We start from the raw sequence: 23,567 nt of genomic DNA on the forward strand, positions 1-23,567 counted from the left end.
AGACATCAAGGCGTGACGCGCCGTCAGGGCAACAGCACATTCGCTTCCGTGCCGTCGTGCAGCCGGTACGTCAGGCGCAGGCGGCCGTCCGCACCTGTCACCACCCGGTAGGAGTCCGTGGACTTCGCTCGAACGTCCGGCGCGGATAGAAGCGTGTCGACCCGCTCGAAGACGACTCCGTTGCCTCGATACAGAGTCAGGGTCGTCTCACCGAAGGTGAAAGGTACGAGGATGTAGCCGGGCGACCCCTCCGGCACGTCCAGGCGGACTTGCGGGGACTCCCCGACGGCGAGAAGAAGTAAGAAGTTCGCGAAGACCGTCGCGGCAAGCGCAGCCAGCACAGTCGCTGGCACCAGGACAGCCAGATGCAGAAACTCAGCGACTCGCCCTGTCGCGGCCGACGCCGTCGCGCCCATGAAGGATGCCGCTACACACCAGATGGATGCGGTGGCGAGCAGCGCAGCGATCCACACGGCATCGAGCGGACCTACCCGAACGATCCGTTCCATCAGAAAGAGGACCGAGCCGTATGAGGCACCTGCTGACAGCAGACCGGCCAGGAACACAGGAAGGGGCCAGCGACGACCACCAGCCGTCGCATGGGGCTCTGAAGCTTCGATCGCTTCCATCTCGCTCGTGTCCACGGTGCGACGACGCTAACACCCTGTCTCGCCCGGACAACTGCTGATCTGCTGAACAGGTGGCGGGGCGACACGTGTAGACAATGAAGAACGCCCTCCAGATGGAGGGCGTCCTCAGTGTGGGCGATACTGGGTTCGAACCAGTGACCTCTTCGGTGTGAACCATGTGATGCACGTTTCTCGCTGTTTCACACTGCACAGTTCTAGCCGGGATTGCAGCGAATGTGTACCAACTGAAACAGCGGGAAACCGAGGGAAATCTGACCCAATGGCTGTCAGGTTGGCTGTCAAAATGTGAAGGCCCCCGCACCCCACGAGCGAGGGCCTTCGGTCCCCCGGAGCGAACCGACTAAGGAAACTCCGGAAGTCAGGGCTTGAGGGACGACGAGCGAGAGGCCAGTCTCAGCGCCGTCCCTCCCAGCGGAGACAAGTCGATCCGCCGTTGCCTGCCCCGGCTCGTGGCCGGGGAGTTGGTCCCTCGGTGAGGGGTGAAACGTAGCGCACGGAAACCGACCCCATGTTGCTAGTGGGTTGGACCCTCACCGAGGAAGTTCGATAGTTCGATCTAGCCCGCCCGTCGCCGGTAGTTGTTCAGCACGAGCGTCTCGACGAGCGAGAACGACCACGGTGAGCCGGGGCTCTCCTTGAACGCTCCAGCCTCGATCTCACGGGCGCTCGTCGGGTTGCTAAGGCTGCGAGCGCCGTAGGTGACGATCACCCCGGCGATGCCGTCGGAGACGGTCACGGTGCCGTCTGACGCGGTCTGGAAGCCCTTCCCACGGGTGTACTCACGGACGAGCAGCACGGCTCCAGCAGCGTGCTCGTCAGCTTGCGCCGTGAGGGTCTCGTCAGCGGCCCAGCCTAGGTAGCCGAGCAGTGTCGAGCCCGTGGGAAGGGCAGCCATCATGCAGCCGGGATCGTGATGCCGGTGATCTTGACCACGGCGCTCGGGTTCACAGGCGCGACGTCGTAACGGGCCTGCACGCGGATGCCGACCTCGCCGGTTCCTGCGTACAGCTCGTTGAGAATCTTCACCGAGGGCGCGAGGTCGCGGGCGACCGCCACCTGCGAGAAGTCCACCAGCGCGGCCCGCCCCGTCGGCGTGCCTCCGGTCGTGTCGGGGATGCGCGGCGTCACCACGATCGGGATGCCGAACGCCCGGTACACACTGTCCAGCGTGGGGTCCGGCTGCGCGAGGTAGCGCCCGTCCCCGTCCTTCAGGCCCTTGAGGGTGACGAACTCGCGCGGGGTCACGACGAACTTGAGCGAGCCCATGTTGACGTTGGCGCTGAGGGCCTTGCTCCACGCTGCGAGCAGCACGTCATACGTCAGCCCACCGGCGGCGGCGACCGTCTGCGTCCCGAGCCACGAGAAGAGGCCACGAGGCGTCTCCACGCCGTCTCCGGAGGCTCCGAAGAACTGCGTGTCGATTTTGCTCGCGACGTCGGTCACGAGGCGCTGACGGACGGCGGTCTCCAGCGACACCACGGCCTGTCGGACGATCTCCTCCGACATCTTCGTGATGACCTTGACGCTCTTCATCGTCGAGGGCAGCAGCGAGACGTCGCCGAAGTCGACATCACGAGTCGGAATCGTCTCGCCTTCGCCGGTCCAGCCGGGATCGGTGATCGGGCCACCGAGGCTCGGGAGCCGAAGCGGTCCGGCGGTGTCGTAGATGACCGGGCCGGATGCGAGGAAGACGCTCTGCGCCTCCAGCGGCTTCGTCAGGACCTTGGCGACCTGCGTCTGCAGCAGCTCGGTGGCGTTGCCGGTGTTGATTGCCATGAGGGTTCTCCGAAAGTAGGAATCGAGTGATTCGCTTTCGGGCCTCTAGCCCTCATGCCTTACATCGGTCGGGCCTCTAGCCCTTCCGGTGCGTCTGCCGTAAGTATCGGCAGCTCGTGCGCCAGACTGTCCGGCATGTCAGTCCCCGTCGCCTTCTACGAGGCCGCTGCTCAAGTCATCCCGGTCTTGCTGCTCACTGAGGGCGTGCGGGCTGGCCTTCTACTGCGTGACATCCGAGACGTCCGCAGGATTGAGGACGAGAACGACGCTGCCAACAACGCACTGACTGAGTTGGAAGAGGAACTCGCGGAGCTTGAGTCCCAGAAGGCGGAGATGGTTCTAGAGGCTGCAGTTTCATCGATACCCGACAGCCAAAGGGACCACCTCAAGCGCATCTTGGAGAAGTCCGATGCGGTGATAGCGAAGGCGAAGAAGACGCGAGAGGCGCGCGACAAAGACGACGCGCGGGCGCGTCGCATCGCGAACCAAGCACGGGCTCTAGAAACCTCGACAGTGGCTCTTATCGGCCTGACGGTCCTTGCCGAGGTACTCGGGATTGCCGTCGCGATGTCCGTCATCGCGAGCCCAAGCCTGCGCGGCGACGGCACGTTCCTTCTCGTGTATGCAGCAATCTGTTTCGGCGTCGCTGGCGTCATGCAGCAGTTGTTTCACCCGCTGACCATCGACAAGCCGAAAGGTCGAGCCCAAAAGGCAGTCAACTTCGCTTTGCGCTGGTCTCCGTTCCTCCCTCAAGCGGTCCTAGTGGCGGGCGGCGTTTGGGTGGTGAACTAGTCCGCTGGCTGTTCTCGCAGCACCCGGCTGACAGCCTTCCACCCGCCCGCGACGTGCTCGCCGTCCACCCGCCAAAAGTAGCGGCTTGAGTGCTGCAGGTGCCCGCCGTTGGTCCACAGCCGGTGCGGCAGGTCGATCGTCCGCCACTTCTCCCGCGCGGCCCAGAGGTATCGCGCCGCTCCCGGCGCATGACCCACCCGCCGGACCTCGGCGACTGCTCCGAAGCCTGCCCGCTGCGCTACGTCACTCAGCACGTGCTCGGGTGGGATCGAGCCGTGCGCCAGCGCATGAACGTGGTGCGCGTGCCGTCCGTCTCGGCGCTCGTTGCACTCCACGACCCACGCCCACTCCAGCGGGAAGCCTCGGCGCTGCAGGTTGCGCCTGACGTTCCGCATCCACGCTGCCGTCTCGGCGATGCCCTCAGGTGCTCGCGTCATGGTCAGCATGGCCTCGGGGTCCGATGCGCCTACGGCGCGGGCGACCGCTCGCCTTTTACCCCGGACGCAGTACGTGCACGTCAGCGCTCCACACCCATGCGGGCTCAGCTCGCCGGTCTCTCTGTTGATCGCCTCTCCCGGCTCGTCCAGTCTGTTCATGCAGTGGGGAGGGAGATACTGCTGCAGGAACGGTGTCGAGAGATGTTGGTCAAAAAGGGTCGCCCCTAGAACAAGAGGGAGGGCCCTCGTTTCAGGCGCTATTAGAGTGGTGTCCATCGGAACTCGCATTTCCGGTCATGATCCCGAGCGCTGGCAGGCGCTGCGGGATCGTTACTTTCCTCGTCGAAGTCGTCGGCGCGACGCCCTCGCTTGTAGACACTCGCGAACCTCAGGTATGCGACCTCGCTGAGCCTCTTGAGGGGCTACGGTTCGGTAATGAGTGCATGGATGAATCAAATCTTCGCCGCAGGACAAGCGAACCGAGGCAATGTCGTTCGACGCGCACGGCGCGATGTTGACCAGTACGTCGGTATGAGTGCCCTCATCGCTGAGTGTCAGCGTCGCGGCTTCCATGTGGTTGAGTCTGGTGAGCAGGTCATCATCCTGTGCAACACCGGAGGCGTTGACATCCGCTGTTAACCCTGCAGCAGGCCGACCAGGCTGACCTCTTCGGCGTCTGACTCGTTGCCCCTGAAGCCCTGCTGCGTCGGTCCCCCGACCTTGCTGAGGTGCGGCTTCTCCTTGGCGAGTGAGTCGGCTGCAGCTCGGATGAGCTCGGGGCTCGGCATCCCGCTCTCGGGGTCGTTGAACTCGTCGGACCACGGCAGGTTGCTCGCGTCCTGCAGGACCCGGCCTGCGGTGTGCTCGATTGCTGCGGACTGCAGCGCTGCGAGGTAGTCGTCTGCCTTCTTGGCCTTCAGCCGGTTCTCGGCGCTCTCGGCTCGGAGGGTCTCCACGTACTCGCGGCTGAACGTCTCCGGCTCCGTACGGGCATCCTCGGGCGGCTCTGTGCTCTCCGGGGGTGTCTCCACGGACTCGGGCGGGGTCTCAAGCGGCTGTGTCATGTCGGTTCTCCTCCTTGGTGGCAGCGATGCGCCGTTTGCGCAGGCTGGTCTCGATCTCTTGGGGTGTCGCGGGCTCCAGCGAGCACTCGCACTGCGGGTGATCCCGGAACTTCACGTCGATGGCGTAGACGCGTCCGTGCCTCTTGCGGCACTCGTCGCACGCGTCCGGTTGGGCGACCCACCGCCAGTGCGTCACCCCTGCGCGCTCCATGCGGTCCTGAGTCGTCTCCTTGCCGCTCTCGCGAGCTGCGTCGGCTGCCACGCGCTCGCTGCGCTGGACGATCTCCACACCGGAGCCGAACGCCACAGCTCCTCGGCTGATCTCGCTGATAGTTCGAGCTTGGAACTCGTCGGCGTCGAGCCCCGGCTGCGCTCCCTCGTCCTCGGCGATGGTCTCCACGGCCTCCCGGAGCGAGTCCATGACGTCCGGGTCCGGCACGATCCCGAGCGGCTCGATGGGTTCCGGCCAGCTCGTCAAGCTCCAGCGCCACAGAGCCACCTCAGCGATGCGCGCTGCGCTCACCTTGGCTGCGTAGACCACGAGCGCGAACGACTCCACGAACGCCTCGCGGGTGAGCACACCGGCGGCGTACATGGCTGCCAGCGTGCCGACCTTGCTCGCGACGGTCTCGGCGTTTTGCTGTTGATCGGTCACAGCCCAGCCGCCATCCGCAGCGCCTGCTCACGCATCCGCAGTAAGCGGTCGTCCTCGATCTGCTCGGGACTCCAGCCCATCCGGCTGAGAGCGGCCTCGGTCGAGATGAGGCCCTCGGCGTGCATCTTCGTGTAGCCGTCGGCGTCCTGAGCGATGGTGCGCGTTGCCGGGTCGGCCCACACGGTCTCGGCGTTGATGCTGCGCACGGGGCGCTGATCCCGGATGGCGACCATGAGGCGCGCGACGTCGGCGAACGGGCGCGAGAACGTCGTGATGCGGCTCTCGGCCTTCGCGGTGAGGCTCGTCTCCTTGGCCTTCACCTCTTCGCCGCTCGTGGGCGCTGAGTCCGGGAACACGTAGTGAGCGGGAAGACTGCCTAGCGATGCGATCTGGCTTAGCAGCGTGCGGCTGAGGGTGTCGTACGCGGCGAGATCGGACGTCGGGAACTGGCCGAACTTGGCTTCGATGGCCTCGGCGAGCCACGTCCGGTCGGAGTTCGCGAACGGGTCGATGGCGACCTCTTCGCCGTCGTCGTTGGTCTCGGTCTCCACTTCGATGCCGGTGCCCCATCGGCGCGGGCGAGCGTAGTACTCGCTGGTCACCATCGCGTCGATCATGACTTTGGTGAGCGCGTCCACGAGGTCCCGGACAGCGTCCATCTCGGAGATGCCGAACACGTCAGCGGTGCGGCCTCGGTTCGTCAGTTGGACGAGAGGCGGGATGCCCAGCGGGTGCGGTCGCGAGTCCACGAGGTTCCACCCGTCAGACGGCAGGCTCGCGCCTTCAGCGGCTCCGGCGGTGCTCGTGTAGTAGTCCACGCTCCACGGTCGGTAGACGGTCGCGTGACCCTTGCCAGCGTCGATCCACCGGCGCATCCCGATGGTGATCTCGCGGGTGATCGGGTCCCGCAGCGCGATGCACTGGCCGGGGTCCTCCGGGGTCACGGTCGGCTGTCCGTCGTCGCCCCACACGCTGATGAATCCGCGCCCGGTCGCGAGCGCGTCAGTGATGGCCTGCACGGCCCCGTCCTGCATCGACTGAGCCCGCCAGCGCTCCCACAGCGCGTCGTCGTGCTTGCCGTCGATCATGAAGCCCACGACCTTGAGTCGCTCGGCGAGAGCATCCACGACGAGCCGCGAATAGTTCACGCTGAGCACCTTCAACTGCTGGTCGAGAGCGTCGCGAGCCTTCGGGCTCAGGAACGCGATAGGGACCTCGCCCCGGTAGCGCTGTTCGTGTGCGCGGACCTTGCTCTCCTGCACGTCGAGCAACTTGCTGAGTTCTGCGATCTCGCTCACCTGAACGACACCACCTTTCGTCGTTTGGGCTTCGTCGTCGCGTGGGTCCGGGCTCGCGAGTGCGCCATGATCGAGCAGACGCTGAGGTCGATCCACTGGCGTGACGAGCGGCTGACCTTGTGCACCCGGACGCCTCGGCTGTCCTCGGTCACGCGGCAGTTGGTCATGTGTTCGGCGAGCGCCGGGTGCCCGCTCTGGGTCACCTGCTGGTTGGCGATGGCCTCGCCGAGACTCTGGGTCGCGGGGGTCATGCGCTGCGCGCTCTGCGGGTGCTCCAAGACCGTGATGCCCTCGCGGTCGAGCACCTGAAGCGAGCGCTGCCAGCGGTACGGGTCGGCCACGACCTCGCGCACCCTCCAGCGCCTGCAGGCGGCTCGCACAGCGTCTTCCACGTCGAGGATGTCCACCCGCCACTCGTCGTCGCCGGGGTTGCTCCAGTAGCCCGCCACGTCGAGATGCGGGCGGGTGCCGATGCTGCAGACCACGAGCCCGGTCGAGTCGCCGGAGAACGATCCGTCGAGCCCGAGGATGACGTCTGAGCCGTCCGGAACTCCGCCGGGCTGCTCGATGGCCTTCCACTGACCGGGCTGCAGCCACGAGTTGTCGGCCCCCTCGATCCACTGCCCCAGCCGGGCACGTCGGAACGTCGCCTCTCGCGTCTTGGGAGGCAGCAGCGCGCGCATGGCGTCGGGCCACAAAAAGTCGTTCAACGCCGGATTTGCGACCGCCCACGCCTCCTCGTCGTCGATCTCGCAGCCCAGCGGAGCGGCGTACTCCTTGAAGTAGAACGACGCGTCTTCGGGGTGCTCCAGCCCCCACTTCCGGAGTTCGTACATGACGCTGTCAGCGCCCTCAGGGCTCGGCGTGCCGATGCACAGCGTCAACGACGTCTCACGCTTGCCGGAGGCCAGCGCCGCCACTTCGTAGGTGCGCCGGTCGGTCACCCCGATCTCGTCGATGAGCATGAGGCTGGGGTCCAGCCCTTCGAGGTTCGCAGGGGTCGCCGAGAGCACTTGGAAGAGCGAGCCCGTACGCGGGTACGCGATGCGGTTCTGGAACATCTGCACGCGCTTGCTCAGCGACTCGTTGAGTTCGACCATGCGCACCGCAGCCTCGAACGTGAGACGCGCCTGACGCTCGTCCACGGCCACGACGTAGATGCGTGCGCCCTCCTCGCCACTGAAGAGCGCGTAGAGGCCCAGCGCGGCGCACAGCGTCGTCTTGCCCTGACCTCTCGGCAGGCTCCACAGCGCCAGACGTGGACGAGTCTCAGCGAACGCCCCACGGATGAGTTCGCGCTGCCACTCCCGCAGGATCATCGGGCCTCGTGCGCCCGTTCCCTTCGGCGTGCGGATGAACTTCTCGATCCACGCGATGATCCGCTCGGGACCGCTCTCCGGGAGGTCGCCCTCCACCAGCCCACGGGCGCTCGGCGCTGCCTTCGGCCCGGCCTTCATCGGGTCACCCAGAGGTGTGTAACGGGCTCTCCTTCAGAACACACCGGAGCGACCTCTTCGGGTGTGCCCGAGACCCCCCTACCCATGACGGATGATCTGGTCGATGGCGTCGGCGTAGCGGCCCTCTTGTGCGTGGAACGCGGGGTCGTCGTCGAACGGGTGGTGACCTTCTCGGCTGAACTCCCACTGACTCCAATAGGCCTCGGCTCCGCCGTACTGGATGTGTCCTGTCCACGTGCGCTCGTGCTCGAACGACCGCACTCGACCGGAGGCCTTGAGCCGTCCTGTCTTGACGTGCACGAACGCCTGCGTCACTGCGAACGATCCACCGAGGACACTGTCCAGTTCGGCGATGGCTCGCTCGGTCGGGAGGTCGGCGAACCTGTCGAGCTCGTCGAGCAGCGGCTGCAGGTTCCACGTGCTGCGCACACGGATGCCGGTCATGCGGGCACGCTCTGCTCTGCGAGCCATGCCTCATAGCGAGGTGAGCCCGGTCGTGCACTGCCTCGTCGCACGTTGCAGCGACCGCAGACGACATCGACCATCGCCAGCGTGATGAACCTGCGCAGCACGAGGCGGGTGTGCCATGCCTCGGGGGTGTGGTCTGTCTCTAGCTTGCTCGGGTCCGTCTCGCCGCAATCCGAGCAGTACGCCTGCATCCGGCGAGCCCTGACACTGAGGCGCTTCCACGCCCCGTCGAGCCCTCGCTCCTTCGTGCTGGCCCGCACGCGGGTGCGCTCGTTCGCTGCCTTCATTCGAGCTGTCACCTCGGCCTCGTGCTCATCGCAGCGTGAAGCGTTGCGGGTCGGCACTCCGCACGTCAGGCATGGCTTCAGTAGTCCGTGACTCATCGGTCCACCGGGCTCTCAGCGAGGATGCGCGAGCGCCAGTGCTGCGCCTGCAGCAGAGCGTTCTCGCCCATCGTGTGGTGCATGAGCTGGCAGAGGGACTCCACGAGCGCGGGCAGTACGCCGGGCTGGTCCTTCGCGTCGCTGAAGAGCACGCTGAGGGCTTCGGCGTCGCTGCGCAGCCCAGCCTCGACGAGTGCCATCGCGAGCAGTGAGCCGTCGATCTCGGCTGCTGTCAGTCCCTGCGGCTGGTCGCTCATACGGACACCTCGTATCGGCCTGAGAGCAGCACGGAGTACTCCGCGCCGGGGATGTCGATCTCGCTCGGCTCGTCGCTGCGCAAGCTGCTGCACACTGCGATCCATCCGTGATTCAGGTCGTGCAGCTCGCGGTCGATGCCCGCCCACGCGGCCCACGCGCGCACGGCTGCGTCGTCCTCCGCCGGGTGGTTGAACTCGTCACGCTCACAGTCGGCGTACAGGTCCACCCGCACGACGCGCTTGAGCCGCGTGTGGTGCTGGCTCGTGCCCCACGGTCCGGCGTCCTTGACCACGACGTACAGCCCGCCGGTGCCGTCGATCTTGTGCGGCTCCTTGCGGGCGTAGACGGGCATCCCCACGAGTTCGGAGGCCTGCAGCCGCTCGACTGTCATCGTGACGATGTCCATGTCATCGCTCCTGCTTCACGAGGAACTCGCGGTGACTGAGCCCGTGGAACGTCGAGCGCTCATCGGGGTCAGGCTGGACGACGTAGGTGCCGACGGCTCCGCGCGTCATCGTGATGCGGTCCCCCGGCAGGATGTCGGCGCGAGGTCCGGTCAACAGTTGGCCCTTGCGGTCGGCCCGCTCGAACTCCACCGGCTGGCCCTCGTCGGGCTTGTGCGCGTCGAGCAGACACGGCAGGTCGGTGCTGACCTCGGCCCACTCGAATGAGGCCCTGCCGTCGCTGAAGCTGCGGAACGAACGGGAGACCGTTGCCCGGTGCTGGAGTGCCGAGAAGATAGCCATTTCGACTGAAGTATCGGCAGGTCCGATTTCAGCCGGTTTCAGCTCGCCGGTGCCTCTGAGCGTTGAGCACGTGGGAGCGCGTGACCCCGAGCCGAGCCATGATCTCGGCGGGCTTCAGGCCCTCGTCGAGCAACGGCAAGATGGCAGCCGTTCGGGCCTTCGACGCGTCTGCAGTGTTGTACTCAAGGCCCTGTCGAATCCATGAGGTCCGCACTTTGGTCTGACTGCACTCCAGCCGACTTGAGGCCTCTCGCAAGCTGAGCCCGGTCAGCGCACGGGTGAGGCTGTCGAACCTGTCGCGCTCTTCATCTCGACGGTGGACGGATGCTTGCGCTTCGGCTGCTCGCTCCTCAGCCAACAGTTCGGCTTGAGCGACACGCGCTGCCTTCTCACGGGCTCGCCTCCTCGCAGCCGTCCGCCTGTTGCTCTCGCGCTTGCGTGCGAGACGCTCCTCAGCGTCGCTCGCAGTCGGCACCGGCTTGGGACGGTCGGAGACTCGCAGGCCCATCTGCGCCCATCGGTAATGAACTGCTCCAGCCGAGAGCCCCACGACCTCGCCCGCCTCACGGAGGCTGAGCCCGTCCTCGAACGCCTGACGTAGTGCTGAGCGCTGCTGAGCGCGCTCCTGCACGCCCGGCGCGGTGGCTGACTCGGCGACGTCCACGAGCAGCCACGGGTCGCGCTTGAACGCCTCTACGCCCTGCCGCAGCAGCGGTCCGAATCGGTGCCGAATCTCCTCGGCTGAGAGTTCATGGTCCGCTGTAGGCATCCGCACGGAGGAAGTATCGGACGGTCGCTAAATACCGGGTTTCGGCTCCAGACCCGTACTCCTATACATGGACATTCAGAAACCAGAGGAAACAACCCTCGTCACTCAGGCTGAAGCAGCACGGCTGCTCAGCATCTCGCGCACGACCCTGCACCGACTCGTCAAGGCCGGAGAACTCCAACAGGTCCACCTAGGGCGGCGGGCGCTCGTGGTGCGCACAAGCATCGACGCGCTCATCGCTCGAAAGTCCGCAGTGACCTCTTAAGTACGGCAGACTCCTCCTAAGGCTAATAGTAAAGAGGTCATGGCATGGCAGCACGGATGACGAAGCGGGCGGATGGTCGCTACCAATACGCGATCCGCTACACCGACCCGGTGACGGGCGAGAAGAGGCGTCAGTACTTCACCGGCAAGACTCAGGCAGAGGTCCGAGCCAAGGTGAAGGCAGCCCAAGAGCGGCTAGACGCGGGCGCTCCCGTTAGAGACTCTTCACGCACGCTCGCCGAGTGGTCCACGCAATGGCGAGCAACGTCGTTAGAGGCGTCCGACCGACGACCCACGAGCAAGGCCACGTGCGTCTCCTTGCTGACGAACCACGTCGAGACGGAGACCATCGGAACCGTGCGTCTCGACCGTCTCGGATTGGCTGACGTCGAGCGGCTCATCGTCGATCTGCGTGCCAAGACGACGAAGCGTGGGGCCCGGCAACTCAGCGAGTCCTCCATCTCACGCGTGCTGCAGGTTCTCAAGGTCGCGCTGGATGACGCTGTGGCCCACGGGCTCATTGTCAAGAATCCGGTGAGCGCCCTCAAGCGCAAGCCCAAGGCGGACGGGGAGGAACAGCGGTTCCTCTCACTCGCTGAGGTCGCCCAGCTCATCCGAGCTGCGGAGGGCACCCGATACCACCGACCCCTCCAGTTCATCGCGGCCACGGGCCTGCGCAAGGGCGAGTTGATCGGACTCCGGTGGTCAGACTTCGACCTCGAATCGGACACCCCCCGATTCACGGTCAATCGCACGATCTCGCGCCTGAACGGCTCACTGAACGTCGGGCCGGTGAAGACGGGTGCGGGGCACCGGACCCTCGACCTCTCAGCCGGTCTCGTTGGGGTGCTGAAGGCCCAGCGAAAGGCTCAGGTGGCTGAGCGCCTCAGGGCAGGATCGGCGTGGACGGAGGGCGACTACGTGTTCACCACTGAGACCGGCCAGCCGATGGACCCACGCAACGTCCTGCGGGCTGTCACCACCGCCGGGAAGAAGGCGGGCGTGGCCGACGTGGACGTGCACGCCCTGCGCCACAGCGCCGCGACAGCGATGCTCGATCTTGGCGAGAACTTGAAGACCGTGAGCGTCATGCTCGGGCACTCCAACATCGCGACGACAGCGAAAATCTACGCTCACGTGTCCGACCACACGGCACGATCCGCGATGGCCTCGCTCAGCGCTGCGATGGGCATCTGACTCAGGTGGCTGTCACCGTGGCTGTCATCTGCCGTTCTCGGCTCTGATCCACTCCGGCAGAAACAAGAAATGCCCTCCGATTGGAGGGCAATCTCGGGTGGGCGATACTGGGTTCGAACCAGTGACCTCTTCGGTGTGAACGAAGCGCGCTACCACTGCGCCAATCGCCCGCTGACGTGCGACAGAAACACTAACCTACGCCGCCGGGGTCATGACAGCGAGGTCGTCACGGGTCGATGCCACGGGCGGCCTCACGGGCCCAGATCTGCTGCGCGAGCTGCGTGACAGGGCCGGGTGCCTCGATCTCGCGATCGTCCACGCGGCTGATGGCCTGCACGTCACGCGTGGTGCCCACGAGGATGACCTCGTCGGCGGTCTGCAGCACCTCGATCGGCGCGTCCTGCTCGACGACGTCGATCTCGCCGGCGCACCACTCGAGCACCAGCGCCCTGGTGACGCCGGCGAGGGGCCCGGCCTCGAGCGTCGGCGTGATGAGCCTGCCGTCGACGACGTACATGATGTTGGAACCCGTGCCCTCGCACAGCTGGCCGCGGGTGTTGGGCAGGATCGCCTCCGAGGCTCCCCGCGCCGTGGCGTGCTCGATCATGAGCGCGTTCTCGGCGTAGGACGTCGTCTTGAGCCCTGAGAGCGCGCCACGCTCATTGCGGGGCCACGGGACCGTGACGACCTGCGCGACGGACGGAGGACGCTTCGAGGGCTCCGAGACGACGGTGTGCGTCATCGCCCCGCTCCCCCGCGGCGAGCCCAGCGGACCGGGGCCCGACGTGACGGTCACCCGAATGCGACCGAACGAGATCTGCTGGCCGTCCATCGTCGCCGCGATGCCCTCGCGGATCGCGCCGACGTCGGGCGTGCCGATGCCGAGGCCGGTCGCCGACCGCACCAGCCGATCGAGGTGACGGGTCAGCGCGAACGGCCGATCGTTGCTGATCTGGACCGTCTCGAAGACCCCGTCGCCCACGATCATCCCGTGATCGAGGGCGCTGATCGACAGTTCGTCCGGTGATTGCAGGAGACGTCCGTTCACCCATGCGCGCATGCCCCCACGCTACGCCGACCCCGGTTTGGGACTCACGAGAAGCATCCGCTAATGTTTCATCTCGGCCCGGTAACCGGGCCGGTGCGGACATAGCTCAGTGGTAGAGCATCACCTTGCCAAGGTGAGGGTCGCGAGTTCGAATCTCGTTGTCCGCTCGGAGAGGGTCTCCATACCCATCCAGCGGTGGGTTGGCCGAGAGGCGAGGCAACGGACTGCAAATCCGTTTACACGGGTTCAAATCCCGTACCCACCTCGACACAACACCAGTAAAGTCACAAGTGAATAACCACCCATTGGGCGATTGGCGCAGCGGTAGCGCGCTTCCCTGACACGGAAGAGGTCACTGGTTCAAACCCAGTATCGCCCACATGTTGAAGCCCCCGAGACCTCACGAGGTTGCGGGGGCTTCGTCGTCGGACGGCCCGAAGGTCCCGACGCCGCTCGTGCGTCCTGTCGACGTGGTCTCGCACACCGAGTGGAACCTCGCAGGGTTCGACGTCGTGGGCGGAGGTGCCGACACGTTCGCCGACCGGATCGGTGCCATCACGGCCGAGATCGCCGACATCGGCTCGGACGTCCTGAGCCTGCTCGAGGTGCCGAAGCGCCATCTCGCGGCATTCGAGAAGGCGTTGGCGGAGGCCGGGTACTCGATCGGCAGGCACGGACGAGGTCGCGCCGTGGTGGTCCGCACGGGCATGCGGACGAGGCGGTGGGCGGTCTACAAGCTGCCGACGCGGGGACCGTCGAAGGACGCCCGGCACGTGGTCTACTCCGAGGTCTACGTGGGCACCGAGCGCTGGCTGTTCACGGCGGGGCACTTCGAGCACCGCATCGGTTCGGCGTACGACCGGACGCGCGTGCAGCAGGCCACGGAAGCCTTCGCGAAGGGCGATCGTCTGCGGTCCAACTGGGGCATCGACGTCAGCTGCGTGTCGTTCGCCGACGACGAGAACTCGCGCGTGGCCGTCCTGGAGCAGGTGTACGAGCCGCACGGCTACTTCGACGTGTTCGAGGGCGCGTGGCAGGCCGACAACGAGTCCGTGGCCACCCTCAGCGGCTGGTCGGGCACGATCCGCGACGGCGAGCGCATCGACAAGATCAAGGCGCACCGGTCGCGTCCCCGTCGACGGGCGCACGTCCGCAAGACCGCGGCCGGCATCAGCGACCACCTGCCGACGACCGTCGTCTACGGCGCGCCGGCCTGACGTCGGAGACACGCGAGATCGAGACGGTCCGGGACCTCGCGCGGCAGCTTGTCTTCCCCGTACCCTGAGTACGCCGTCCCTGCCTCCCTCCCCTGGAGGGCAGGGGCGGCCCCGCGTCCCGGTGGTGCCGACTCAGTCCGACAGCGGCGCAGTCGGTGCGTCGTGTCCCCATCGGGCGTCCTCGATGCACTGCTCGACCGCTGCATTGATCGCGGCTCCGATGAGCACCGAGATCGACAGGACGTACAACCACAGCAGCACCGCGATGGGTGCAGCGAGCGGACCGTAGATCGACATGCCGCCGGTCGAGAACCCGAGCGCCCAGCGCACGAAGTAGCTGCCGACGATCCACAGCAGCAGCGTGAAGGCCGCGCCCGGCAGGCCTGCGCGCCACGGCTTCCGCGCCGGGACGGCCAGGTGGTACAGCGTCGTCAGGAAGCCGATCGACAGCACCAGCACGGCCGGCCAGTAGAACATCCGCAGGAAGGACCACCGGTCGGACAGGATGTCGGCGGCCAGCTCGGGGCCCGTCAGCACGAGCGGCACGAGCACGATGCCGACCATCAGCGCGACGATGTAGAGCGTGAACGACAGCGCGCGGGTCTTGACGATGCCCCGGTGCCCGCCCATGCCGTAGATGATCGAGATCGTGTCGAGGAAGACGTTGAGCGCCCGCGACCCCGACCACAGCGCCAGCACGAAGCCGATCGAGATGACGTCGATGCGCCCTGACCCCAGCACCTCGTCGAGCGTCGGGGCGATGACCTTGTCGACCGTGCTGTCGGTCAGCGCCTGGGACGCCAGCTCGATGATGCGGTCCTTCAGCACGTCGACCTGGGCGACGTCGTAGCGCTCGGCGATGAACCCGATCGTGCCGGCGAGCCCGAACACCAGAGGTGGCAGCGACAGGATCGCGAAGAAGGCCGCCTCGGCCGCCAGGCCCGTCACGCGGTAGCGGAAGCAGCTGGCGACCGTGCGGGCGACGAGCCTGCTCATCGCCTCGGGCACGGCCGGTCGGCCTACCGGTTGCGCCACCATGGCTCTACCGTAGCGACATGCATCCCCTCCAGCCGGCACCTCACGACCGGGCGCGCACGACACCTCCCCGCGAGTCCTGATGGGACGCCAGCTGACCGCCGCCACCTTGATGTCGGCAGTGACGACCTTGGTGGCCGCGATGGCGCTGCGCGCAGCCGATGCGACCCTGGCCATCGCCGCCGTCGCAGCGCTTGCGGTGCTGCTCGGCTGGTATGCCCAGCTGCACTCGTCGGACGAGCAGTCGGGGCTCGGTCTGGCCAACCCTGCGGCCGTGGCGACCCTGGCCGTCGTCGGCCGCCGCCCGTGGTCCACCGTGCTGCCGGTCGTCGCCGCACATGTGGTCGGTGCCGTGCTGGCCGGTCTCGCCGCCCTCGCTCTGGAGGACCGACTCGGCGACACGCTGGTCTTCGGCACGCCCGGCCTCGTGCTGGCCGGCCTGGGAGCCGCCCTGGTGGGTCTCGTCGGAGCCTGGGCGACGCTCGCGACCGACGCAGGCGGGTCCGAGGCACTCACCGGGGTACCGGTGCTGGTGGGTGGCGCGCTGCTGCCCCTGGGTCTGCTCGTCGCCTTCCAGCCCGCCGCCGTGCTGGGCCTGGCGACCGCCGGCATCCTGCCGTGGGACGTCGCCCTGACAGCTGCCGGTGGCACCGTGCTGGGGTCCATGGTGGGGGCTTTCGCCGTGTCGGTGCTCGTCTCGAACGAGTGACACGGCCCACAACTCGTACATGTTTTCGCCGGTATCCCCGACCGCGCGTTCACTATGTGGACGGACGTCCCACATGGCAAGACGGATGCTTGTCGCGAGACGTCCCCGTCAGCAGACTGTTCACATGCTTTCGGCGCAGACCCTCTGGCTCGTGGGACGACTCCACGTGGACCTCGGTCGCGCCCGCAACATGATGTGTCGCTGATTCACGCGCGACCTCTGCACCGATCACCGACATCTCCTGTCGAATCACCGTAGGCGCGCGGCGACCACCGTGACGAACCTGTCGGGATTGCCGTGTGCCCTGCTCCAAGGGAATCTCATGGCATCAGCACCCGGCACCGACACACCCAGCCGTCGACCGCGCCCCAAGCGCGGCGAGGGTCAGTGGGCGCTGGGCTACCGCGAGCCGCTGAACGCGAACGAGCAGTCCAAGAAGGACGACAACCCGCTCAACGTCCGCGCCCGCATCGAGAACATCTACGCGCACCGCGGATTCGAGTCGATCGACGGCGGCGACCTGCGCGGCCGCTTCCGCTGGTGGGGCCTCTACACGCAGCGCAAGGCGGGCATCGACGGCGGCAAGACCGCGACCCTCGAGCCCGAGGAGCTGGACGCCGACCGGTTCATGATGCGCGTGCGCATCGACGGCGGCCAGCTCAACCTCGAGCAGCTGCGCGCCGTCGCCGACGTCTCGGTCGACTTCGCCCGCGACACCGCCGACCTGACCGACCGCCAGAACGTCCAGTACCACTGGATCGACGTGCGCGACGTCCCGACGATCTGGGACCGCCTCGAGTCGGTCGGCCTGTCGACGCAGGAGGCGTGCGGCGACTGCCCCCGCATCATCCTCGGCTCCCCCGTTGCCGGCGTCTCCCACGACGAGATCATCGACGGCACGTCGGCGATCGAGGCGATCGAGCGCCAGTTCATCGGCGACCGCGAGTTCAGCAACCTGCCCCGCAAGTTCAAGTCGGCGATCAGCGGGCACCCGGGGCACGACGTCGTGCCGCAGATCAACGACATCGCGTTCATCGGGGCCGTCCACCCCGAGCACGGCCCCGGCTTCGACCTGTGGGTCGGCGGCGGGCTCTCGACCAACCCGATGCTGGCCCAGCGCCTCGGCACCTGGGTGTCCCTCGAGGACGTCCCGGACGTGTGGAAGGGCGTCGTCAGCATCTTCCGCGACTACGGCTACCGCCGCCTGCGGACGCGCGCCCGGCTGAAGTTCCTCGTCGCCGACTGGGGCGTCGAGAAGTTTCGCGAGGTGCTCGAGACCGAGTACCTCGGACGCACGCTGGCCGATCTCGACGCCCCCGAGGTGCCGGAGACGCCGCTCGACCACGTCGGCGTGTTCCCGCAGAAGGACGGCCGGTTCTACGTCGGCGTCGCCGCGACCGTCGGGCGCATCTCCGGCACGCTGCTCAACCAGGTCGCCGACATCGTCGAGGCCCACGGCAGCGACCGCGTCCGCACGACCCCGATGCAGAAGCTCGTCGTGCTCGACGTCGCCGAGGACCGGGTCGAGTCGCTCGTCGCGGCCCTCGACGAGATCGGGCTGCACGCCCGTCCCTCGCAGTGGCGCCGCAACACCATGGCGTGCACGGGCATCGAGTACTGCAAGCTCGCGATCGTCAACACCAAGGACACCGCGCGCACGCTGATCGACGAGCTCGAGCAGCGCGTGCCGGAGCTCGACACGCCGATCACGGTCAACGTCAACGGCTGCCCCAACTCGTGCGCACGCATCCAGACCGCCGACATCGGGCTCAAGGGCATGCTCGTGCTCGACGAGAACGGCGAGACGGTCGAGGGCTTCCAGGTGCACCTCGGCGGTGCGCTCGGGCTGGAGGCCGGCTTCGGTCGCAAGCTGCGCCAGCACAAGGTCACCGGCGAGCAGCTGCCCGAGTACGTCGAGAAGCTCTCCAAGACCTACCTGAAGGAGCGCGACGGCGACGAGTCGTTCGCCCGCTGGGTCGCCCGCGCCGACGAGGCGGTCCTTCGATGAAGGACCCGCAGTCCAAGACCGTTCTTGCCGGCGTGCACAGCCTGATGGTGCCTTCGCCCCGGTCACGACGAGGCAGAGTGGCGTCATGAGTGGGCGCGCCGTCCCTTTCCACTGCCCCTACTGCGCCGACGACTCCCTCCGACCCCACGGGGAGAAGCACGGCGAGTGGGAGTGTCGCTCGTGCCTCCGGGCCTTCCGGCTCGGCTTCATCGGTCAGCTCTCCCCCGGCGACCTGACCACCCACTGATCCCCACCCATCACAGCACCGCCCCTGGAAGGAGGCACGCATCATGACCGCACCAGCACTCATCGCTCTTGCGCACGGCAGCACGGATCCCCGTTCCGCCGCCACCATCACAGCCCTCACGGAGATGGTCGCGTGCATGCGTCCCGACCTCCGGGTGGCTCCGGCGTTCCTCGACCACGTCGGGCCGACGTTCGACGAGACCGTCGACCAGCTGGTCGCCGAGGGACACCAGGAAATCGTCGTCGTCCCGCTGCTGCTGAGCGAGGCGTACCACGCCAACGTCGACGTCCCGCACGTCGTGGCCGCAGCCGTCCAGCGCCACGACGGCATCAAGGTGCACGCGACCGGGGTCCTCGGCATCGAGGCCGCGTTCTTCCACGTGCTCGACAAGCGACTGCGCGAGGCGCTCTCGAAGCACCGCGTGCGCGAGCTCGACGCGCTCGTGCTGGCCGGGGCCGGCTCGTCCGACCCCATCGCCAACGCGGCGATCTCCCGGGCGGCCCGCGCCTGGGGTGCCCACCACAAGCTGCCGACGATCGCGGCGTTCGCGTCGAGCGTCCCGCCGGCGGCCGGTGAGGCCGTCCGTCAGCACCGCGCCGACGGACGTCGTCACATCGCGGTCGGCCAGCTGTTCCTCGCGCCGGGCGTCCTGCCCGACCGCGTGGCCGAGCTGGCGTACGAGGCCGGCGCAGTCGCCGTCGCCGAGCCCCTGGGTGTCGACGTCGAGGTGGCGCGGGTCGTCCTGGCCCGCTACGCCGTCGGAGCTGTCGACCTGGTGCCGCTCGAGGCGCTGTTCGCCTGACCCCACCGCCTGACCGTCCCGCCCGAGCCCATCGGCGGGACGGTCAGGTGTGGACGGTCAGGTGTGGACGGTCAGGCGAGCCGCGACGACAGCGAGTCGAGACCGTCGAGCGTCGAGACGACGGCTCCGGCCAGCTCGCCGCCCTTGACGGCGAAGTGCCGGCCGAAGTAGTCGAGGTGCTCGGCGTGCTCGTGGAAGTGGTGCGGGGTCAGGACGGCTGAGAACACCGGCACGTCGGTCTCCAGCTGGATGCGCATCAGGGCGTCGACGACGCTGGCGGCCACGAACTCGTGCCGGTAGATGCCGCCGTCCACGACGAGGGCACAGGCCGCGATCGCGTCGTGCTGACCGGCCATCGCCAGGCGGCGGGCGTGCAGCGGGATCTCGAAGGCACCCGGCACCTCGAAGACGTCGACGCCGTCGATGCCGCGCTCGGTGAGTCCGTCCCGGGCTGCCTCGACCGCCCGGTCGACGATCTCGGAGTGCCAGCGAGCCGCCACGATGGCGACCCGGCGGGTGGTTGTCGTGCTCATGTCTTCCTCCTGGTCGACGGCGCGAACCGGCCGGCGGACGGCGGACGCGCCGGCCGAACGTACCACCGCGCGCACGGACCACGTGCTGCACGCCACCCACCGGACACCTACCGTGGCCGGGTGACCTCCCGGCCCCGCGACATCGACTGGACGGCGTGGGCACTGTTCGTCGCTGCGGTCGCGGTGACCTCCACAGTGCTCAGCATCGGGGGGTTCCCGTCACCCCTGCTGTTCGGCGGGCTGCTCGGTGCACTGGTGTTCGCGCTAGGGTCGCCGCGCGAGGTGTCGCTGCCTCGCTGGTCGTTCGTGGCGGGGCAGGCGATCATCGGCGTCACGATCGGTGCCATGGTCGACGTCGGGACCCTCGTCGACCTCGGCGGCGACTGGCCCGCTGTCATCGTCATCTCCGTGGTGACCCTGGTGCTCAGCGTGGTCGCGGGTCAGGCGCTGCGGCTGCACGGCGGGGTCAGCGCCGTGACGGCATCGTTCTCGTCGGTGGCCGGTGGCGCGTCGGGCATGACCGCGATCGCCCACGACCTCGGTGCGGACGACCGCGTCGTCACGGTCATCCAGTACCTGCGCGTGCTGATCGTGCTGCTCGCGATGCCAGCGGCCGTCTCGGTCGTGTTCCATCCCGACGGCGGTGCCGGGCTCGCGACCGCCGTGGCGGCCCCGCGCTGGTCCGTCGACGCGCTGGCCTACACCGCGCTCGCCGTCGTGGGGGGCGTGCTCGTGGGACGCCTGTTGCGGCTGCCCTCACCCGCCCTGCTCGGAGCACTGCTCGTGGCCGCGGCCCTCGCCGCGCTGCCCGTCTTCGGCGACGTCCAGGTGCCCGCCTGGCTGCAGGGCGTCGGCTACGTGCTGATCGGCGCGCAGGTGGGCCTGAGGTTCACGGTGGCCAGCCTGCGGGCCATCGGGCGGATGCTGCCGACGGCCCTGCTGGTCATCGTCTTCATCATCGGCTCGTGCGCCGCGTTCGGCGTGCTGCTGGCCGACCTGACCGGCGTCTCCCGGCTCGACGCCTACCTCGCGACGACGCCGGGCGGTCTCTACGCCGTCCTGGCCACCGCGGCCGACACCGGCGGCAACGTGACCTTCGTGACCGCGGTGCAGCTCATCCGGCTCCTGCTGGTGCTGATCGCCGCTCCGTTGCTCGCGCGGTGGCTGACCCGTCGGCACAGCTGAGCATCGGCCGACCGACGGTCTACATCGCCGCGAGCCGCGCCTTCTCGGCCTCGACGTCGAAGTCGGCCGCCGGCCACTGCAGGTCGAGCGCCCGCAGCTGCTCGAGCAGCAGCGTCGCGACGGCCCAGTTGCGGTACCACTTGCGCCCGCTCGGCACGACGTGCCAGGCGCCGTTGCCCGTCGAGCAGCGCTCGAGCGCCACGGCGTAGGCGTCCTGGTAGTCGTCCCACAGCGCCCTCTCGTCGAGATCGCCGGCGTTGTACTTCCAGTACTTGGTCGGATCGTCGAGCCGGGCGGCGAGGCGCTCCTTCTGGTCGTCGGGCGTGATGTGCAGGAAGCACTTCACGATGACCCCGCCGGATGCCCTGAACGACCGCTCGAAGTCGTTGATCGCGATGTAGCGCCGGGAGATCTCGTCGTCGTCCACGAGGTGGCGCACCTTGCCGATTAGGACGTCCTCGTAGTGCGAGCGGTCGAAGATGCCGATCATGCCCGGCTCCGGCAACGCGTTCTCGATGCGCCACAGGAAGTCGTGCTCGAGCTCGGTGGCCGTCGGCTTCTTGAACGACGTGATCGACAGGCCCTGCGGGTCGACGAGACCCGCGACGTGACGCACGATCCCCCCCTTGCCGGAGGTGTCCATGCCCTGGAGAACCAGCAGCACCTTGGTCGGGCTCGCCCCCGACCGTCCGCCGGCGAACAGCTTCTCCTGCAGGCCGTCGAGCTCTTCGCCGATCGCGGCGAGCGCCTTCGCGGCATCGGCCTTCTTGCCGTCGAAGCCCGTCGTGGCCCGCGAGTCGAAGGTCGTGAGATCGACGTGCCCCGACACGGCCAGCTGCGACGACAGGGACGGTGCGGGCGATGACTTCGACATGTCGAAAGTATGGCGGACGAGGCCCCCGTACGCTTCGTGACATGGACCTGGACGACGCCGAGATCGCACGCCTCTACGCCTATCCGGAGAGCGAACGGCCCTGGATCCGGACGAACTTCGTCACGACGATCGACGGTGCCGCGCACGGCTCGGACGGCGTCTCCGGCACGCTCGGAGGCGACGCGGACAAGCGGGTCTTCGACGTCCTGCGGTCCCTCGCCGACGTCGTGCTGGTGGGAGCCGGGACGGCCCGCGACGAGGGGTACGGCCCGGCCGACGTCCCGATCGCCCTGGTCAGTCGCAGCCTCGACGTCCCTGACCGCCTCGTCGTGCCCGGCACGGTCGTGATCACCTCGGCACACGCTCCCGCCGGGCGCATCGCCGAGCTGCGCGCGACGGTCGACGTGATCGCCGTGGGTGAGGGCAGCATCGACTGGCCGGCCGTCCTCGACGAGCTGTCGTCCCGGGGCTGGAACCATGTGCTGTGCGAGGGAGGCCCGTCGCTGCACGGCGAGCTGATCGGTCTCGACCTCGTCGACGAGATCTGCCTGACCGTCGCCCCCGTGCTCGCCGCCGGACCGGCGCCCCGCATCGCCCACGGCGACGCAGGTGTCGACCGGCCGATGACGCTGGGTCACGCGGTCGCAGCCCGCGACGTCCTGCTGACGAGGTGGGTCCGCACCCGCGCGTAGGCTGGAGGCGACGAAGGGACACGCACATGTTCGACGTTTCACTGCTCATCGAGCGTCAGCTCAACGACCTCGACGCAGACCAGGTCATCGCCCTGCACGAGGGGCTCGACGACACCGTCCGCTACCACCTGCTGCTGCCGGTCGACAGCTCCTCGGCGATGCTGGTGTCGTCGATGGGATCACTGGGCGGCCAGGTCGTCCCGATCACCGACCCGACGACGATCGACGAGGTCCAGGACAGCATCGACAGCGTCGGTCAGTCCGAGCTCGACGCCAGCGCGGCGCTGCTGACCGAGCGCGGACAGCAGGTCACGGCCACGATCACGGAGGGCGATCCCGTCGAGGCGCTGGTCGAGCTGGTCAAGAGCACTGCCTCGTCCGAGGTCATCATCCTGACCGAGCCCCACGTCGTGAAGGAGTTCCTCCAGATCGACTGGACGTCGCGTGCCCAGCGCAAGCTCGACGTGCCCAGCGTCCACCTGCTCGAGCACGTGCCGTTCGACGCCCAGCGGTGAACCGGCCCGTCCTGGCGCACCGACGTAGGCTTGACGCATGAGCAAGCCGAGCGAGAAGACCTACCCGGTCGACAAGACCGATGCCGAGTGGAAGGCCGAGCTCAGCCCGGCCGAGTACCAGGTGCTGCGCAAGGCGGGCACCGAGCGTCCGTTCAGCTCGTCGTACGAGACCGACCCGACGGTCGGGGTGTACGAGTGCCGCGCGTGCGGTGCCGAGCTGTTCCGCAGCGAGACCAAATTCGACGCCCACTGCGGCTGGCCGGCGTTCTACGCGCCGCTGGCCGAGGACCGGGTCGAGTACATCGAGGACCGCTCGATGTTCGGGGGCGTGCGCACCGAGGTGCGCTGCGCGACGTGCGGATCCCACCTGGGGCACGTGTTCGAGGGCGAGGGCTTCGGCACTCCCACCGACCAGCGCTACTGCATCAACGGCGTCGCCCTCAAGCTCGCCGCCGACTGATCCCCGCTGGGCCTGACGTTTCTGCGGA

At 67.7% G+C, this 23,567-nt stretch carries 29 protein-coding genes and 4 tRNA genes; 15 read left to right on the forward strand and 18 right to left on the reverse strand.

All coding sequences use genetic code 11. The features are described from left to right. Positions 1 to 23 precede the first annotated feature (23 nt). From JOF40_RS15610 to JOF40_RS15620, 3 genes are all read right to left on the reverse strand, one after another. Entirely contained in the window at positions 24 to 644 is a 621-nt protein-coding gene (locus JOF40_RS15610) for a hypothetical protein (RefSeq protein ID WP_129183859.1), read from the reverse strand. Positions 645 to 1,206: 562 nt separating this feature from the next. Further along, entirely contained in the window at positions 1,207 to 1,545 is a 339-nt protein-coding gene (locus tag JOF40_RS15615) for a hypothetical protein (RefSeq protein WP_129185992.1), read from the reverse strand. Next, positions 1,545 to 2,426, reverse strand: coding sequence for a phage major capsid protein (locus JOF40_RS15620; RefSeq protein WP_129183855.1), 882 nt, complete (start codon positions 2,424 to 2,426; stop codon positions 1,545 to 1,547). The genes JOF40_RS15615 and JOF40_RS15620 overlap by 1 nt, the downstream gene beginning before the upstream one ends. Positions 2,427 to 2,561: 135 nt before the next feature. On the opposite strand from JOF40_RS15620, the gene JOF40_RS15625 reads away from it, so the two are divergent. Further along, positions 2,562 to 3,218 carry a hypothetical protein gene (locus JOF40_RS15625; protein ID WP_129183853.1) on the forward strand — a complete coding sequence of 219 codons (657 nt, stop codon included), beginning with the start codon at positions 2,562 to 2,564 and terminating at the stop codon, positions 3,216 to 3,218. Here JOF40_RS15625 and JOF40_RS15630 read toward each other — a convergent pair. The 10 genes from JOF40_RS15630 to JOF40_RS15675 form a co-directional block, all read right to left on the reverse strand. After that, a complete protein-coding gene (locus tag JOF40_RS15630; RefSeq protein ID WP_129183851.1) occupies positions 3,215 to 3,655 on the reverse strand; it encodes a hypothetical protein in 441 nt (146 codons plus the stop codon). The genes JOF40_RS15625 and JOF40_RS15630 overlap by 4 nt on opposite strands. A gap of 635 nt (positions 3,656 to 4,290) precedes the next feature. Next, on the reverse strand, positions 4,291 to 4,719 hold the full coding sequence (locus JOF40_RS15635; RefSeq protein ID WP_129183849.1) for a hypothetical protein: 429 nt from the start codon (positions 4,717 to 4,719) through the stop codon (positions 4,291 to 4,293). Further along, positions 4,703 to 5,374: a putative phage head morphogenesis protein gene (locus JOF40_RS15640; RefSeq protein ID WP_129183847.1), complete on the reverse strand. Its 672-nt coding sequence runs from the start codon at positions 5,372 to 5,374 to the stop codon at positions 4,703 to 4,705. Before JOF40_RS15640 ends, JOF40_RS15635 begins: the two co-directional genes overlap by 17 nt. Further along, the gene (locus JOF40_RS15645; protein WP_129183845.1) at positions 5,371 to 6,768 is read right to left on the reverse strand and encodes a phage portal protein; all 1,398 of its coding nucleotides are present in this window, start codon (positions 6,766 to 6,768) and stop codon (positions 5,371 to 5,373) included. The genes JOF40_RS15640 and JOF40_RS15645 overlap by 4 nt, the downstream gene beginning before the upstream one ends. Beyond that, entirely contained in the window at positions 6,669 to 8,129 is a 1,461-nt protein-coding gene (locus JOF40_RS15650; RefSeq protein WP_129183843.1) for a terminase large subunit domain-containing protein, read from the reverse strand. Before JOF40_RS15650 ends, JOF40_RS15645 begins: the two co-directional genes overlap by 100 nt. Positions 8,130 to 8,207: 78 nt before the next feature. Further along, positions 8,208 to 8,573 carry a hypothetical protein gene (locus JOF40_RS15655; RefSeq protein ID WP_129183841.1) on the reverse strand — a complete coding sequence of 122 codons (366 nt, stop codon included), beginning with the start codon at positions 8,571 to 8,573 and terminating at the stop codon, positions 8,208 to 8,210. Positions 8,574 to 8,976: 403 nt separating this feature from the next. Continuing rightward, positions 8,977 to 9,237 carry a hypothetical protein gene (locus JOF40_RS15660; RefSeq protein ID WP_129183839.1) on the reverse strand — a complete coding sequence of 87 codons (261 nt, stop codon included), beginning with the start codon at positions 9,235 to 9,237 and terminating at the stop codon, positions 8,977 to 8,979. After that, complete coding sequence (locus JOF40_RS15665; RefSeq protein WP_129183838.1) at positions 9,234 to 9,644, reverse strand: hypothetical protein; 411 nt, start codon at positions 9,642 to 9,644, stop codon at positions 9,234 to 9,236. Before JOF40_RS15665 ends, JOF40_RS15660 begins: the two co-directional genes overlap by 4 nt. Before the next feature lies 1 nt (position 9,645). Continuing rightward, positions 9,646 to 9,984: a hypothetical protein gene (locus tag JOF40_RS15670; RefSeq protein ID WP_129183836.1), complete on the reverse strand. Its 339-nt coding sequence runs from the start codon at positions 9,982 to 9,984 to the stop codon at positions 9,646 to 9,648. A gap of 28 nt (positions 9,985 to 10,012) precedes the next feature. Continuing rightward, positions 10,013 to 10,759 carry a hypothetical protein gene (locus JOF40_RS15675; RefSeq protein WP_129183834.1) on the reverse strand — a complete coding sequence of 249 codons (747 nt, stop codon included), beginning with the start codon at positions 10,757 to 10,759 and terminating at the stop codon, positions 10,013 to 10,015. A 61-nt stretch (positions 10,760 to 10,820) separates the two neighbouring features. Here JOF40_RS15675 and JOF40_RS15680 point away from each other — a divergent pair, with 61 nt between their 5' ends. Further along, the gene (locus tag JOF40_RS15680) at positions 10,821 to 11,018 is read left to right on the forward strand and encodes a helix-turn-helix transcriptional regulator (RefSeq protein WP_129183832.1); all 198 of its coding nucleotides are present in this window, start codon (positions 10,821 to 10,823) and stop codon (positions 11,016 to 11,018) included. Positions 11,019 to 11,062: 44 nt separating this feature from the next. Continuing rightward, positions 11,063 to 12,214, forward strand: coding sequence for a tyrosine-type recombinase/integrase (locus JOF40_RS15685; RefSeq protein WP_129183830.1), 1,152 nt, complete (start codon positions 11,063 to 11,065; stop codon positions 12,212 to 12,214). 98 nt (positions 12,215 to 12,312) lie between these two features. Here the strand turns inward: JOF40_RS15685 and JOF40_RS15690 are convergent. After that, positions 12,313 to 12,384: transfer RNA gene (locus JOF40_RS15690), tRNA-Val, on the reverse strand. Positions 12,385 to 12,440: 56 nt separating this feature from the next. After that, complete coding sequence (locus JOF40_RS15695; RefSeq protein ID WP_129183828.1) at positions 12,441 to 13,274, reverse strand: aminotransferase class IV; 834 nt, start codon at positions 13,272 to 13,274, stop codon at positions 12,441 to 12,443. Between the two features lie 83 nt (positions 13,275 to 13,357). Here JOF40_RS15695 and JOF40_RS15700 point away from each other — a divergent pair. The 4 genes from JOF40_RS15700 (at position 13,358) to JOF40_RS15715 (ending at position 14,479) form a co-directional block, all read left to right on the forward strand. Further along, a tRNA-Gly gene (locus JOF40_RS15700) sits at positions 13,358 to 13,429 on the forward strand. 27 nt (positions 13,430 to 13,456) lie between these two features. Beyond that, positions 13,457 to 13,527 (forward strand) — tRNA-Cys (locus tag JOF40_RS15705). Positions 13,528 to 13,569: 42 nt separating this feature from the next. Continuing rightward, positions 13,570 to 13,641: transfer RNA gene (locus JOF40_RS15710), tRNA-Val, on the forward strand. A 1-nt stretch (position 13,642) separates the two neighbouring features. Then, positions 13,643 to 14,479 (forward strand): exonuclease/endonuclease/phosphatase family protein, encoded by an 837-nt coding sequence (locus tag JOF40_RS15715; protein WP_129183826.1) that lies wholly within the window; start codon positions 13,643 to 13,645, stop codon positions 14,477 to 14,479. A 132-nt stretch (positions 14,480 to 14,611) separates the two neighbouring features. On the opposite strand, the gene JOF40_RS15720 is transcribed toward JOF40_RS15715, so the two are convergent. Next, entirely contained in the window at positions 14,612 to 15,517 is a 906-nt protein-coding gene (locus tag JOF40_RS15720; protein WP_129183824.1) for a YihY/virulence factor BrkB family protein, read from the reverse strand. A 79-nt stretch (positions 15,518 to 15,596) separates the two neighbouring features. On the opposite strand from JOF40_RS15720, the gene JOF40_RS15725 reads away from it, so the two are divergent. The 4 genes from JOF40_RS15725 (at position 15,597) to JOF40_RS15740 (ending at position 19,280) form a co-directional block, all read left to right on the forward strand. Next, positions 15,597 to 16,223, forward strand: a complete 627-nt coding sequence (locus tag JOF40_RS15725) for a hypothetical protein (protein ID WP_129183822.1) — start codon at positions 15,597 to 15,599, stop codon at positions 16,221 to 16,223. A gap of 322 nt (positions 16,224 to 16,545) precedes the next feature. Beyond that, positions 16,546 to 18,231, forward strand: coding sequence for a nitrite/sulfite reductase (locus tag JOF40_RS15730; RefSeq protein WP_129183820.1), 1,686 nt, complete (start codon positions 16,546 to 16,548; stop codon positions 18,229 to 18,231). Positions 18,232 to 18,316: 85 nt separating this feature from the next. Continuing rightward, complete coding sequence (locus JOF40_RS15735) at positions 18,317 to 18,478, forward strand: hypothetical protein (RefSeq protein WP_188111816.1); 162 nt, start codon at positions 18,317 to 18,319, stop codon at positions 18,476 to 18,478. 43 nt (positions 18,479 to 18,521) lie between these two features. Further along, a complete protein-coding gene (locus JOF40_RS15740) occupies positions 18,522 to 19,280 on the forward strand; it encodes a sirohydrochlorin chelatase (RefSeq protein ID WP_129183818.1) in 759 nt (252 codons plus the stop codon). Between the two features lie 71 nt (positions 19,281 to 19,351). Here the strand turns inward: JOF40_RS15740 and JOF40_RS15745 are convergent, their stop codons facing one another. Then, on the reverse strand, positions 19,352 to 19,813 hold the full coding sequence (locus JOF40_RS15745; protein ID WP_129183816.1) for a 6,7-dimethyl-8-ribityllumazine synthase: 462 nt from the start codon (positions 19,811 to 19,813) through the stop codon (positions 19,352 to 19,354). Positions 19,814 to 19,933: 120 nt separating this feature from the next. On the opposite strand from JOF40_RS15745, the gene JOF40_RS15750 reads away from it, so the two are divergent. After that, positions 19,934 to 20,998, forward strand: coding sequence for an AbrB family transcriptional regulator (locus tag JOF40_RS15750; protein ID WP_209674637.1), 1,065 nt, complete (start codon positions 19,934 to 19,936; stop codon positions 20,996 to 20,998). Positions 20,999 to 21,017: 19 nt separating this feature from the next. Here the strand turns inward: JOF40_RS15750 and JOF40_RS15755 are convergent, their stop codons facing one another. Beyond that, positions 21,018 to 21,872 carry a PPK2 family polyphosphate kinase gene (locus tag JOF40_RS15755; RefSeq protein ID WP_129183814.1) on the reverse strand — a complete coding sequence of 285 codons (855 nt, stop codon included), beginning with the start codon at positions 21,870 to 21,872 and terminating at the stop codon, positions 21,018 to 21,020. A gap of 41 nt (positions 21,873 to 21,913) precedes the next feature. On the opposite strand from JOF40_RS15755, the gene JOF40_RS15760 reads away from it, so the two are divergent. Genes JOF40_RS15760 through msrB form a run of 3 tightly spaced genes read left to right on the forward strand, consistent with a single transcriptional unit; the run spans position 21,914 to position 23,539 of the window. After that, entirely contained in the window at positions 21,914 to 22,564 is a 651-nt protein-coding gene (locus JOF40_RS15760) for a dihydrofolate reductase family protein (RefSeq protein WP_188111815.1), read from the forward strand. Between the two features lie 26 nt (positions 22,565 to 22,590). After that, positions 22,591 to 23,079 carry a putative universal stress family protein gene (locus JOF40_RS15765; protein WP_129183810.1) on the forward strand — a complete coding sequence of 163 codons (489 nt, stop codon included), beginning with the start codon at positions 22,591 to 22,593 and terminating at the stop codon, positions 23,077 to 23,079. A gap of 37 nt (positions 23,080 to 23,116) precedes the next feature. Continuing rightward, positions 23,117 to 23,539, forward strand: coding sequence for a peptide-methionine (R)-S-oxide reductase MsrB (msrB, locus tag JOF40_RS15770; RefSeq protein WP_129183808.1), 423 nt, complete (start codon positions 23,117 to 23,119; stop codon positions 23,537 to 23,539). The last annotated feature ends 28 nt before the right edge of the window (positions 23,540 to 23,567 follow it).

The sequence above is a fragment of the Aeromicrobium fastidiosum genome (assembly GCF_017876595.1).
Taxonomy (GTDB): Bacteria; Actinomycetota; Actinomycetes; order Propionibacteriales; family Nocardioidaceae; genus Aeromicrobium; species Aeromicrobium fastidiosum.

What these genes read in the sequence shown, in the direction of transcription:
- JOF40_RS15615 (WP_129185992.1), bottom strand. Translation starts at nt 1,545, where the DNA reads ATGGCTGCCCTTCCCACGGGCTCGACACTGCTCGGCTACCTAGGCTGG.
- JOF40_RS15620 (WP_129183855.1), bottom strand. Translation starts at nt 2,426, where the DNA reads ATGGCAATCAACACCGGCAACGCCACCGAGCTGCTGCAGACGCAGGTC.
- JOF40_RS15625 (WP_129183853.1), top strand. Translation starts at nt 2,562, where the DNA reads ATGTCAGTCCCCGTCGCCTTCTACGAGGCCGCTGCTCAAGTCATCCCG.
- JOF40_RS15630 (WP_129183851.1), bottom strand. Translation starts at nt 3,655, where the DNA reads ATGACGCGAGCACCTGAGGGCATCGCCGAGACGGCAGCGTGGATGCGG.
- JOF40_RS15635 (WP_129183849.1), bottom strand. Translation starts at nt 4,719, where the DNA reads ATGACACAGCCGCTTGAGACCCCGCCCGAGTCCGTGGAGACACCCCCG.
- JOF40_RS15650 (WP_129183843.1), bottom strand. Translation starts at nt 8,129, where the DNA reads ATGAAGGCCGGGCCGAAGGCAGCGCCGAGCGCCCGTGGGCTGGTGGAG.
- JOF40_RS15655 (WP_129183841.1), bottom strand. Translation starts at nt 8,573, where the DNA reads ATGACCGGCATCCGTGTGCGCAGCACGTGGAACCTGCAGCCGCTGCTC.
- JOF40_RS15660 (WP_129183839.1), bottom strand. Translation starts at nt 9,237, where the DNA reads ATGAGCGACCAGCCGCAGGGACTGACAGCAGCCGAGATCGACGGCTCA.
- JOF40_RS15665 (WP_129183838.1), bottom strand. Translation starts at nt 9,644, where the DNA reads ATGGACATCGTCACGATGACAGTCGAGCGGCTGCAGGCCTCCGAACTC.
- JOF40_RS15670 (WP_129183836.1), bottom strand. Translation starts at nt 9,984, where the DNA reads ATGGCTATCTTCTCGGCACTCCAGCACCGGGCAACGGTCTCCCGTTCG.
- JOF40_RS15680 (WP_129183832.1), top strand. Translation starts at nt 10,821, where the DNA reads ATGGACATTCAGAAACCAGAGGAAACAACCCTCGTCACTCAGGCTGAA.
- JOF40_RS15685 (WP_129183830.1), top strand. Translation starts at nt 11,063, where the DNA reads ATGGCAGCACGGATGACGAAGCGGGCGGATGGTCGCTACCAATACGCG.
- JOF40_RS15695 (WP_129183828.1), bottom strand. Translation starts at nt 13,274, where the DNA reads ATGCGCGCATGGGTGAACGGACGTCTCCTGCAATCACCGGACGAACTG.
- JOF40_RS15715 (WP_129183826.1), top strand. Translation starts at nt 13,643, where the DNA reads ATGTTGAAGCCCCCGAGACCTCACGAGGTTGCGGGGGCTTCGTCGTCG.
- JOF40_RS15720 (WP_129183824.1), bottom strand. Translation starts at nt 15,517, where the DNA reads ATGGTGGCGCAACCGGTAGGCCGACCGGCCGTGCCCGAGGCGATGAGC.
- JOF40_RS15725 (WP_129183822.1), top strand. Translation starts at nt 15,597, where the DNA reads ATGGGACGCCAGCTGACCGCCGCCACCTTGATGTCGGCAGTGACGACC.
- JOF40_RS15730 (WP_129183820.1), top strand. Translation starts at nt 16,546, where the DNA reads ATGGCATCAGCACCCGGCACCGACACACCCAGCCGTCGACCGCGCCCC.
- JOF40_RS15735 (WP_188111816.1), top strand. Translation starts at nt 18,317, where the DNA reads ATGAGTGGGCGCGCCGTCCCTTTCCACTGCCCCTACTGCGCCGACGAC.
- JOF40_RS15740 (WP_129183818.1), top strand. Translation starts at nt 18,522, where the DNA reads ATGACCGCACCAGCACTCATCGCTCTTGCGCACGGCAGCACGGATCCC.
- JOF40_RS15745 (WP_129183816.1), bottom strand. Translation starts at nt 19,813, where the DNA reads ATGAGCACGACAACCACCCGCCGGGTCGCCATCGTGGCGGCTCGCTGG.
- JOF40_RS15755 (WP_129183814.1), bottom strand. Translation starts at nt 21,872, where the DNA reads ATGTCGAAGTCATCGCCCGCACCGTCCCTGTCGTCGCAGCTGGCCGTG.
- JOF40_RS15760 (WP_188111815.1), top strand. Translation starts at nt 21,914, where the DNA reads ATGGACCTGGACGACGCCGAGATCGCACGCCTCTACGCCTATCCGGAG.
- JOF40_RS15765 (WP_129183810.1), top strand. Translation starts at nt 22,591, where the DNA reads ATGTTCGACGTTTCACTGCTCATCGAGCGTCAGCTCAACGACCTCGAC.
- msrB (WP_129183808.1), top strand. Translation starts at nt 23,117, where the DNA reads ATGAGCAAGCCGAGCGAGAAGACCTACCCGGTCGACAAGACCGATGCC.